At 61.2% G+C, this 11,330-nt stretch carries 8 protein-coding genes; 2 read left to right on the top strand and 6 right to left on the bottom strand.

Annotation, left to right across the window (positions count from 1 at the left end):
• Positions 1-112: 112 nt before the first annotated feature.
• Positions 113-2,431 (top strand): PAS domain-containing sensor histidine kinase, encoded by a 2,319-nt coding sequence (locus C934_RS0115025; RefSeq protein WP_026371818.1) that lies wholly within the window; start codon positions 113-115, stop codon positions 2,429-2,431.
• Here C934_RS0115025 and C934_RS0115030 read toward each other — a convergent pair.
• The 4 genes from C934_RS0115030 to C934_RS0115045 all read right to left on the bottom strand — a co-directional run bounded on the left by C934_RS0115030 (position 2,428) and on the right by C934_RS0115045 (position 9,316).
• Complete coding sequence (locus tag C934_RS0115030; protein ID WP_018857481.1) at positions 2,428-5,385, bottom strand: bifunctional [glutamine synthetase] adenylyltransferase/[glutamine synthetase]-adenylyl-L-tyrosine phosphorylase; 2,958 nt, start codon at positions 5,383-5,385, stop codon at positions 2,428-2,430. The two genes, C934_RS0115025 and C934_RS0115030, sit on opposite strands and share 4 nt — an antisense overlap.
• Positions 5,386-5,502: 117 nt before the next feature.
• The gene (locus C934_RS0115035) at positions 5,503-6,924 is read right to left on the bottom strand and encodes a sensor histidine kinase (protein WP_018857482.1); all 1,422 of its coding nucleotides are present in this window, start codon (positions 6,922-6,924) and stop codon (positions 5,503-5,505) included.
• Complete coding sequence (locus tag C934_RS0115040; protein WP_192241547.1) at positions 6,921-7,598, bottom strand: response regulator transcription factor; 678 nt, start codon at positions 7,596-7,598, stop codon at positions 6,921-6,923. Before C934_RS0115040 ends, C934_RS0115035 begins: the two co-directional genes overlap by 4 nt.
• Positions 7,599-7,744: 146 nt before the next feature.
• Positions 7,745-9,316 carry a Do family serine endopeptidase gene (locus C934_RS0115045; protein WP_018857484.1) on the bottom strand — a complete coding sequence of 524 codons (1,572 nt, stop codon included), beginning with the start codon at positions 9,314-9,316 and terminating at the stop codon, positions 7,745-7,747.
• Between the two features lie 219 nt (positions 9,317-9,535).
• On the opposite strand from C934_RS0115045, the gene C934_RS0115050 reads away from it, so the two are divergent.
• Positions 9,536-10,714: an MFS transporter gene (locus C934_RS0115050; RefSeq protein ID WP_018857485.1), complete on the top strand. Its 1,179-nt coding sequence runs from the start codon at positions 9,536-9,538 to the stop codon at positions 10,712-10,714.
• A gap of 2 nt (positions 10,715-10,716) precedes the next feature.
• On the opposite strand, the gene C934_RS0115055 is transcribed toward C934_RS0115050, so the two are convergent.
• Positions 10,717-11,172: a cytochrome c-type biogenesis protein gene (locus tag C934_RS0115055; RefSeq protein ID WP_018857486.1), complete on the bottom strand. Its 456-nt coding sequence runs from the start codon at positions 11,170-11,172 to the stop codon at positions 10,717-10,719.
• Positions 11,169-11,327 carry a cytochrome c-type biogenesis CcmF C-terminal domain-containing protein gene (locus C934_RS36455; RefSeq protein ID WP_442965924.1) on the bottom strand — a complete coding sequence of 53 codons (159 nt, stop codon included), beginning with the start codon at positions 11,325-11,327 and terminating at the stop codon, positions 11,169-11,171. The genes C934_RS0115055 and C934_RS36455 overlap by 4 nt, the downstream gene beginning before the upstream one ends.
• Positions 11,328-11,330: the final 3 nt, after the last annotated feature.

The raw sequence follows: 11,330 nt of genomic DNA on the forward strand, positions 1-11,330 counted from the left end.
CGGTTAACAGATTTTTACCTTTTCCTCTGGACAAGGCGAATCACCAGTGATTCATTGAGTTAGGTTCGGGCGAGCGGCGCTGCGAATCACACGAGGGATCAAGGCTGAAGAGATGATGAACGTGCGGCGGGCAACCGCAGCCGAGGGACGGCTGCGTGTCGATTTCGACGGCCTCCTGGCCTGGCGGGACAGCTTTTCAGTCCGCCGCTCCGCCATGACTTCATCGTCTTCGCGCAGCCTGTCGCAGGTCGAAATCGTCCTGAAGCGAATTATTCCGATCCTGATCGTAGCCTTCCTTACGGTTGTAGCCGCGTCACACTTCTTTGGAATGGTCTCCGAATACGGGCGGACAGAAGCCGCTGCCCGTCATTCCACCGCGCTTGCCGCCGCGACCGCCGCCGCGGCCTTCGCCGATGCCAACCGGATCTTCGAAACCGCGGATGCCGCGCAGGCGCAGGCTCGGCTGGCGCGCTTCCTTCCGCAGGACCGCCTGGATGACGATGCGTTCGTGCTGCTCGTGCAGCCAAGCGGCAAGGTGTTTGCCGCAACTGCCGCCGGCTCGGCTTATCTCGGCGCCAGCGTCGGCGATTTCTTCTCAGAGATCTCGGCGGTTCGCCGGTTCGGCGATCGCGCTGGCGTCATCGAGACAACAATCAGCGGGCTTCCGCACTACGCGGAAATCACGCTCATCGGCAACTCCGGCGGCTATGTCATCGCGGCAACGTCGTTGGAGCGGATCAGCAAGCTCTGGCGGGACGAGGTCACGCTGAACGTGACCCTCTTCGCAGGCATCTCCTCGATCCTGCTCGTCATCCTCTACGCCTACTATATGCAGGTGAAGCGCGCCCGCGATGCCGACGATACCTTTCTGGAGTCGAACCTTCGCGTCGAAACCGCGCTGTCGCGCGGGCGCTGTGGGCTCTGGGACTTCGATTTCGACCGCCGCGAATTTTACTGGTCGCGCTCGATGTACGAAATGCTTGGGCTTCCCGGCTCGGACCGGACGATGTGCTTCAGCGATGCCGCCCGCCTGATGCATCCGGATGACGGCGGCGTCTACGAAATCGCCCGGTCAATCGCTCGCGGTGATGCGGGCCAGGTCGACCAGATCTTCCGCATGCGGCATGCCGGCGGCCATTATGTCTGGATGCGGGCTCGCGCGCAGGTGATCCGCACCAATTCCGGCCGCGTCCACATGATCGGTATCGCGATGGACGTGACCGAGCAGCATCGCCTCGCCCAGCGCTATGCCGAGGCCGATCAGCGACTGGCCGACGCCATCGAATGCACATCGGAAGCCTTCGTGCTCTGGGACAAGAACGACCGCCTCGTCATGTGCAACGCGCACTTCCAGCAGGCGTACGGACTTCCCGATAGCGTCTTGGTCCCCGGCACCGAGCGCACAGTCGTCAATGCCGCCGCCGCGCGCCCCGTGATCGAACGCCGTATCGCCGACGCAGATGGCTCCGGTTATTCCCGCACAACCGAAGTACAGCTTGCCGACGAGCGCTGGCTGCAGATCAACGAGCGCCGTACGCGCGACGGCGGCATGGTTTCGGTCGGCACCGACATTACGCTGCTCAAGCGCAACCAGGAGCGCCTGCGCGACTCCGAACGCCGTCTCATGGCGACGATCGGAGACCTCTCCGCTTCCCGCCAGACGCTGGAAAGCCAGAAGGCGGCCCTTTCTGTCGCCAACTCCAACTACCTGCTCGAGAAGGAGCGCGCGGAAGGCGCCAACCGTGCGAAGAGCGAGTTCCTGGCAAACATGTCCCACGAACTTCGCACGCCGCTCAACGCAATCCTCGGTTTTTCGGAGATCCTGCAGGATCAGATGTTCGGTCCGCTCGGCTCGTCGAAGTACAACGAATATGCCCGCGACATTCACGACAGCGGCAAGCATCTCCTGAACGTCATCAGCGACATTCTCGACATGTCGAAGATCGAGGCCGGCCACATGAAGCTCGAGTGCGAGACGATCGATCTCGCGCCGCTCATCGAGGAAAGCCTTCGCTTCACAGCAATCCCGGCCGCCCAAAAGAACATCTTCGTCGAACAGCGCCTTTGCGATGGAATGCGGTTGACCGCCGATCGCCGTGCCATGAAGCAGATCCTGCTGAACCTGCTCTCCAACGCCGTGAAGTTCACCAACGAAGGCGGTCACATCGCCGTGCGCACGCGTCGTACCAACAGCGGCGTCATGCTGACGATTGCCGACACCGGCATCGGCATCCCTCGCGCGGCGCTCGGCAAGATCGGTCAGCCTTTCGAACAGGTGCAAAACCAGTACGCGAAAAGCAAGGGAGGCTCTGGCCTCGGTCTCGCGATCTCGCGGTCGCTGACGATCCTTCAAGGCGGGAAAATGAAGATCCGTTCGCGCGAGGCGATCGGCACCGTCATTTCCCTGCACATCCCGAACGGCGACCGCTAAGTTTTCACAACTATCTGGAATACTTTCCTGATGGCTTTCGAGAGCCGTTTGATCTCTCCCTCAAGCGTCTTGATGTCAGGGCAATCGGCTGCCCGGCAGACAAGATCAATGAGGCCCGCCGGCGCCTCCTTCGGCTCGAACAAGCCATCGATACATAGGCGGATGAGCTGTGAGATATCGGTATAGAGCGACAGTGTCGCTAGGCAGAGTTCCATATCATCGCGGTCCATCAGCTCCGCGCCGACTAACTTCACCTGCCCTGCCGTATTGAAGTCGTCCTCCTCGATGGCGATGCCTTTGGTGGAGGCCACGAGCCGCAGATACTGCGCGATGAATTCGATGTCGATCAAGCCGCCCGGAATGAGCTTCAGGTCCCAGATGCTGGCCGGCGGTTTTTCCTGCTCAATCAGGGCCCGCATCTCCGACACGTCCTTGGCGATCTTCTCTGCGTCGGTCTTCGAACGAAGGACGTCTGCGATGATCCGCTCAGCCTCCTTGATCAATTCCTTGTCGCCGCACACGAGGCGGGCACGCGTCAGAGCCATATGCTCCCAGGTCCAGGCTTCCTCGCGCTGATACTTTTCGAAGGACTTGATGCGGGTGGCGACCGGCCCCTTGTTTCCCGAGGGCCTGAGGCGCATGTCGACCTCATAGAGCACGCCCTCCGCCATCGGCGCCGAGAGCGCCGAAATCAGCCGCTGGGTGATGCGGGTGAAATAGCGCGTCGAGTCCAGAGGCTTGGGGCCCGATGATTCGGCGGCTTCATCGTCGTAATCATAGAGCAGGATGATATCGATGTCGGAACCTGCAGTGAGTTCGAAGGTCCCGAGCTTACCCATACCGACCACAGCCACACGACCACCCGGAAAATCGCCATGCGCCGTCCTGATCTCCTTCATGACGGCATCGAGCACTGCCTCAAGGACGAGATCGGCCAGATGAGTGAAGGCGCGGCCGGCCATGGCGCCTCGGATCGCGCCGGTCAACAGCCGGATGCCGATGAGGAAGCGCTGTTCGTCCGCGAAGATGCGCAGTCGATCGAGCACCTCCTCATAGTACCGCGCGGGCGCGAGAAAGCCGCGTATGCGTTCGGCGAGATAGGATCGCGTCGGTAATTCCGCCATCAGGCCGGGATCAAGCATGCCGTCGAACACATGCGGCTTGGCGGCAATGACCTCTGCCAGCTTCGGCGCCGAGGACATGATGTTGACGATGAGCGACAAAAGCGCCGGGTTGCTGCCAAGGAGCGAAAACAGCTGAATGCCGGAGGGCAGGCCGGAGAGAAAGCTGTCGAAGCGCAGGATCGCTTCGTCGGCGCGGTTGCTTTCCCCGAACACGCGCAGCAGCTCCGGTGTCAGTTCAGTCAGCCGTTCGCGTGCCTCCACGGATTGCGTCGCCTTGTAGCGACCGTAGTGCCATGTGCGGATAACGCGAGAAATGTCGGACGGGCGCTCGAAGCCGAGCTTGCGCAGCGTGTTCAGCGTATCGGGATCGTCGGCCTGACCGGTGAACACCAGATTGCCCGTTTCTGTTGAAAGCTTGGTCTCTTGTTCGAACAAGCGGGCATAGCGCCGCTCGACCGTCTTGAAGACCTCGACCAGGCGCGTGGCAAAACTCGGCGTGTCGTCGAACCCCATCATGAAGGCGATGCGCTTCAGATCGGTTTCGGTCTCGGGTAAAAGATGGGTTTGCTCGTCGTGCACCATCTGAATTCGATGCTCGACGTCGCGAAGGAACCAATAGGCCTCGGTCAGCTCGTCGCGCGTCTCCTCGTCGATCCATTTCGCTTTTGTCAGCTCCGCCAACGTCTCTTCGGTACCGCGGCAACGAAGTGCCGGCATCCGGCCGCCGGCGATCAGCTGCTGCGTTTGCACGAAGAATTCGATCTCGCGGATGCCGCCACGACCGAGCTTTACGTTATGGCCCTTGACCGCGATTGCGCCATATCCCTTGTGCGCATGGATCTGCCGCTTGATGGAATGGATGTCGGCGATAGCAGCGTAGTCGAGATACTTGCGAAACACGAACGGAACCAGCCCGCGCAGGAACTGCTCGCCGGCTTGGATATCGCCAGCGACCGCCCGTGCCTTGATGAAAGCGGCACGTTCCCAGTTCTGCCCTCTGCCCTCATAATAGATCATTGCCGCATCGAACGAGATGGCAAGCGGCGTCGATCCCGGATCCGGCCGCAGCCGCAAGTCGGTGCGGAAGACGTATCCATCGGCGGTCCGTTCCTGCATGATCCGTACGAGCCGCCGCATCAGACGCGGAAAGATCTCGATCGCGTCATCACGATCTGCGACGATCCCGGCCTGTTCGTCAAAGAACACGACCAGATCGATATCCGATGAGTAATTGAGCTCCGATGCGCCGAGCTTGCCCATGCCAAGAACGATCAGCCCCGAGCCCTCACCGGGCGCGGTCACGTCCTTAAGCGTTACCTTGCCCCCATCGTGAGCAGCAAGCAGAAGGTGATCGATCGCCGCGCTGACGGATGCTTCTGCGAGCCGGCTCAACCAGGCGGTCGTCACGCGACCGTCGAAAATCCGGGCCAGATCCGCCAGGGCGACGAGGAAAGCGACCTTGCGCTTGATGATGCGCAGGCGGCTCATGACTTCCGCTTCGCTCGGCGCCTCGCCATTTGCTGCCGGCTTCCAGCAGGAACGCGCCTCCGCGATCATCGCCTCGATGCGCGGTTCCAACGGCTCCGAAATCGCAGTTGCGACGATTGCCGTATCGATGTTGGCAATCTCGCGTAGATAGGGAGACAAGGTCAGTGCGGTTGTGATGAAGTCGCGAAGCGTGCCGTCCGCCTTGAGCATCTCCGCCACGGCAGGTTCGCTTTTGCCGATCTTCTGAAGATCCGTCTGGGCAAGCTTCAACTCGCTCTTGTTCAGCGGTTTCAGCAGCCCGTCGGCTACTTCCACAAGGCTATGCCTCGAACCCGTCAGCATGCACCCTCCCTGGCGAACAGAACCGAGAACCGCCGGGGAGAATCACAGAACTTCCGGCAACTGGAATCTAACCTAGGGTCTGTGGCAGCGATGGCCAACACAGAATTCAATCAGTAGTCAACGTGTTCGCGGAGAGCTATTCACCGGAAAGATCATACTGACCGTGAGGCCGCGCTTTTCCTGATTTTGCGGATCGGTATCGGACAGTTCCAGCTTCCCGCCGTGCAGTTCCATCACCGCCTCGACCAAGGAGAGGCCAAGGCCGGTGCCGGGCTTGGAGCGGCTTTCATCCAGCCGCACGAAGCGCTTCAGCACATCCTCCCGCTTCTCGGCCGGGATTCCCGACCCATGATCAGCGACTGAGAGGCAAATGCCATCGGCCCGGCGGAGCAGCTTCAGCGCGATATCGCCGTGGCCCTCGGCATCCGAGGAATATTTGATGGCATTGTCGATGAGATTGAAAATCGCCTGGCCGATTAGCTCGCGGTTGCCCTGCACCTCGATATCCGGCTGGATCGATGATGTGAGCACCAACTCGGCTTCGTCGGCGACGGGTTCATAGAGTTCAGCGCTGTCTGCCACGATCGCCGAGAGGTCGACCGCCGACATTTCTGCGGCGACCGATCCCGCTTCGACGCGCGAGATCATCAGCAGTGCATTGAACGTACGGATCAGCTGATCGGACTCGGATATAATTCCCTCAAGCGCGACGCGTCGAACCTCGCCGTCCTTGGTGTCCAGTGCGTCGGCGGCCTTGTTGCGCAACCGCGTCAGCGGCGTCTTGAGGTCGTGCGCAATGTTGTCTGAGACCTGTCGCAATCCCTCGTTCAGCTTCTCTATCCGCCCGAGCATCGTATTGAGTGAAACAGACAGGCGATCGAACTCGTCGCCGGAACCGCCGACTGGAAGACGCTGCGAGAGGTCGCCAGCCATGATCTTCTTGCTGGCATCGGACATGCGGTCGATGCGTTTCAAGGCATTTCGACCGATGCCGAACCAGATGATGATCGCCCCGAGACCCATGATCGCGAGCGCGATCATCAGCGCCTGCCGGACCAGCCCGCGGAATGCCTCGGGCTCCCCGAGGTCGCGGCCGATCAGCAGACGCAACCCGTTGTCCAGCACGAAAATGTTGGCAACGGCCATGTGCCGGCGACTGATGCCGCTTTCCGCATAACGCTGATAGGTGAAGGGCATGGAGGTCCACCCCTCCTCATCGAGCACCCCGGGCTGCACAGATGCGACGTTACCGGCGAGGATATCGCCCGAGGGACCGGCAATGATATAGAGATTGGCACCGGGCTGGCGCGCGCGACGCTCCATCGTCCGAAGAAGAAGGTTCATGCCGCCGGCATCATAGGCCCGCTGGACCTGATCGACCTCCTGCTGCACGGCTTCGCGGATCTGGTTGGTCAGAAGCCGCTCGGACATCGCGGTCACATAGAAGACCAGCGTCGCGGCGCAGATGGCGAAGAGCAGGATGTAAAGTGCCGAGAGGCGGACTGCCGTAGACTTGAAGAGAAACCAGAAGCGGTTCATCCCTCGTCCTTGATCATATACCCCGCACCGCGAATGGTCTTGAGAAGCGGCTGGGCGAAGTCCTTCTCGATCTTCGACCGCAGTCGCGAAACATGAACGTCGATGACGTTGGTCTGAGGATCGAAGTGGTAGTCCCAGACGTTTTCGAGAAGCATCGTCCGGGTCACGACCTGACCGGCATTCTTCATCAAATATTCGAGGAGGCGGAATTCGCGCGGCTGCAGCGGTATTTCCTTGCCACCGCGTCGAACCTCATGCGCGAGCCGGTCCAGTTCAAGGTCGCCGACGCGATAGACAACGTCCTGATCCGGCGTGCCCTTGCGGCGGCCAAGCACCTCGACACGAGCAAGAAGTTCACTGAAGGCATAAGGCTTCGGCAGATAGTCGTCACCACCCGCCCTGAGGCCCGTCACGCGGTCGTCCACCTGGCCGAGAGCGGAGAGAATGAGAACCGGCGTATGAATTCCCTTGCGGCGCAATTCGCTGATGACGGACAAACCGTCGCGGCGCGGCAACATACGATCGATGACGATCACGTCATAGCTGTTTTCCGAGCCCATGAAGAGCCCGCTTTCGCCATCGCTCGCGTGATCGGCCACAATGCCAACCTCACGAAATGCCTTGGTGAGGTAGACCGCTGCTTCGAGATCGTCTTCGATAATGAGAATCTTCATGCGGTCGACATTACCTGCCGGCTGCGTTTCGGCAAGGCTCAAAGCTTCTTCCTGTTGCGAAGAGGTCATTGCGATCACCTACGGATATGGACGAAAGGGAGCCGCGCCCAGAAGGCGCGGCTCCCCCCTATGTCAGGGTTGGCGGATTAACCCTGGCCATTGATCGGAAGGGCGACGAAGCGGCTGCCTTCCTTCGACTGGATCTGGAAGAGTGCCCGCGTGCGGCCATCCTTCTTCGCCTGGTTCAGGACCTTGACGACATCATCAGCGTTGGAGACTTCCTGGTTGTTGACCGAGGTAATCTTTTCGCCTTCCTTGATGCCCTTGTCGGCCGCGTCGGAATCCGGGTCGATGCCGGTGATCTGCAGACCCTTGCCGTCTTCGGAAGGACCAACCGTCAAGCCCAGATCAGCCAGAGCCTTTTCGGAAGCAGGAGCCTGGCTTTCCGGTGCCTGATCGCCGTCGTCAGCGGAAGCATCCTTCTGTTCGGCGGGCAGCGTTCCGAGTTCGACCGTCAGAGACTGAGCCTTGCCGGCACGCCAGACGGAGAGCTCGACCTTCTTGCCGGGCGTCATGGCGCCGATACGGCGGCTGAGGTCGCGGGCATCCTTGACGGTTTCGCCGTTGACGGCGGTGACCACATCACCTGCCTTCATGCCAGCCTTTTCACCAGGCGTACCAGCCTGAGCGGAGACGACAAGCGCACCGCTCGCCTCGGAAAGGCCGAGCGAGTCGGCGATGTCCTTGGTGACGGGCTGGATCTGCACGCCGAGATAGCCGCGAGATACCTGGCCGTCCTTCATCAGGTCAGCAACGACATCCTTGGCCGTAGACGCCGGGATGGCAAACGCAATACCCACATTGCCGCCCGACGGAGAGAAGATCGCGGTGTTGATGCCGACGACTTCGCCACTGAGATTGAAGGTTGGGCCACCGGAGTTGCCGCGGTTCACAGCAGCGTCAACCTGCAGATAGTCGTCATACGGGCCGGAGCCGATGTCGCGGCCACGAGCCGAAACGATACCGGCCGTTACCGTACCACCGAGACCGAAGGGGTTACCGACAGCGACAACCCAGTCGCCGACGCGAACGCCGTTGTCATCGGCCCAGTTGACGTAGGTGAACTTGCGGCCCTTGCCATCAACCTTGAGGACGGCGAGGTCCGTACGGGGGTCCTTGCCGATCAGCTTGGCATCAAGCTCGGTGCCATCGTTCATGACCGCAACGAATGCCGCGCCGTCGGAAACGACGTGGTTGTTGGTGACGATGTAACCGTCTTCAGAAATGAAGAAGCCCGAGCCCTGGGCAACCGGACGCAGACGGCCCTTGCCATCCTGCGGGCCATGGTGACCCTGCGGACCACGACGGCCCTGCTGGCCCTGCTGACCTTGCTCACCGAACTGGCGGAAGAAAGGCTTCAGGGCATCCGGAAGATCGTCGAAACCACGGCCATTAAAGTCGAAGGCGAAGCCGTTGCCCTCGTCATCGGCGACGGGGTTGACACGGTTTTCGACACGCACGGAAACAACTGCCGGCGAAACCGCATCGACGACGTTCGCGAAGCTAGGAACAGACGGGGCCTGAACCTTTACGGCTTCGGCATAAGAACGGGTGATTTCGAGGGGAATACCGGTCGCAAACACCGCAGCGGCAAGGCCGGCGACGGTCGAAGCCTTCAGCGCGGTATTGAGCGACGGAGCTTTGATATTCTTAAACATGAGTGCACCTTCTTTGACTTCAACATCTACAGGATCGGGATGACCAGATCGGGTGATGAAGCAAGATATAGGACGGCACACCTTACTGCGAACTGTCCGACCGATGAAAAATTCGTAATGTGCAATACGACGCGTTGCGATCCGTGCAGCAATCTCGCCCTCGACTAAGGCTCTGTGAGTCGATAAGCCTCCTTTCCACAACCGGAGGAGGACGAGACAATGGCCCATGTGGTCACGGGGGAGGATTTTGCGCCCGACACTGCCGCGCTGGCAGCCGTCATCTTCGGTGTCACCGCCTTCGCGGTTGCACAGGGACTGACCTACCCGCTGATTTCTCTGGTCCTCGAGCATCGTAACGTTGCACCCAGCCTCATCGGCTTCAACGCCGGTTGCTTTGCGGCGGGCCTTGCTGTCGCAACGTTTGCGGTCACGCGGCTGTCGCGAAAAGTCCGCGGCGATCGCTTGATCGTCGCAGGCCTCATCGGCTGTGCCGTCAGCCTCTCCACTTTCGCAACATTCGACTCGTTCTGGGTGTGGTGCGTCGCCCGACTTTTTCTCGGATTCTTCGTCAGCCTGATTTTCATGTTGAGCGAGGCCTGGCTCAACACCGCCTGTCCCGACCGCCTGCGCGGGCGCGTTTCCGGTCTCTACGGCGCCGGCATGTGCGGTGGCTTTGCCGCGGGTCCACTCGTGATCCCGATCTTCGGCACGGAGCAAGGCTTCGCCTTCGCCCTGCTTGCCGTCTACGTCGCCTGCGTCGCCTTCCTGACGATCATCCTTACCCGGAGAGCACGGACGCTTCCCGAGCAGGCCGCCTCGGGAGCGCTCTTCAAGTTTGTCAGAAGCGCACCGATGCTGATCTGCATGGTGGTCGCATTTGCATTCGCCGACATTGCCGCCATTGCGGCGATGCCCGTCTATTTCGTCCGGCTCGGTTATTCCGAGGCGTTCGCCGCCATCAGCGTTACGGTGCTCGCGCTGCCGACCGCGCTTGCCCAACCTGTCGTCGGCTGGCTGCTCGACAAGACCTCGCGCTTTGGCGTCGCCATCTGCTCCGGCCTGCTCGCCGGGCTGAGCTTCATCGCGATCCCGTTTCTTCAGTCGCAGGCGGCGATCCTGGTGATGTTCGGCATCATGGGCGCTGCTAGTTTTTCGCTCTACACCTGCGCCTTGACGATCCTCGGCGAGCGCTATGCCGGGGACACGCTTGTCGCGGGAAGTGCGGCCTTCGCCCTCGCCTACGCTGTCGGCAGCGCGGCGGGCTCGTCCTCGGTCGGCGCGATGATGGACGTCTATTCGCCATCGGCAGGACCTATTGCCGCCGGTAGTGTGGTGCTGGCATTCACGGGGGTGCTTGTCGCGTCTGTGGTGCGCCGCCGCCTCCACAGGCGGTCGTAGGATCACTCGTCGAGCAATTCTCTCAGGCGAGCCTGTTCTTCGGCTGTCAGCTTGGAGCCCGTCGGCCGGCCTACCCATTTCCGTGCGAAGACGATCAGCGAGAGGCCGCCTGCGACGGCGAGCAGAAGCGGCGCGCCCCACAGAAGGATCGTCTTCGTTTCGAAGCGCGGCTTCAACAGCACGAACTCGCCGTAGCGCGAGACGATGTAGTTCATCACCTGCTCGTTCGTATCGCCATCGGTCAGCCGCTCGCGCACCAACAGGCGCAGGTCCTTGGCAAGCTCGGCATTGGAATCGTCGATCGACTGGTTCTGGCAGACCATGCAGCGCAGTTCGGCGGAGATCGCCCGGGCGCGCGCCTCGAGCGCCGGATCGGCAAGAACCTCGTCCGGATTGACGGCAAAGGCCGGCGCGGCCGACAGAACCATCGCTATCACCAGGAGCAGACGCCTCATCATTCGGCCGGCTCCATGGCAGGACGCAGCGGCTTTGCCCTGCGGTTCGGCGCCCCGACACGCAGACGCCGGTCGCTCAGCGACACGAAGCCGCCGATCGCCATGATCACCGCGCCACCCCAGATGCAGAGAATGAAGGGCTTCCACCAGATGCGCACGAC

This window comes from Rhizobium sp. 42MFCr.1, from assembly GCF_000377185.1.
GTDB lineage: Bacteria > Pseudomonadota > Alphaproteobacteria > Rhizobiales > Rhizobiaceae > Rhizobium > Rhizobium altiplani.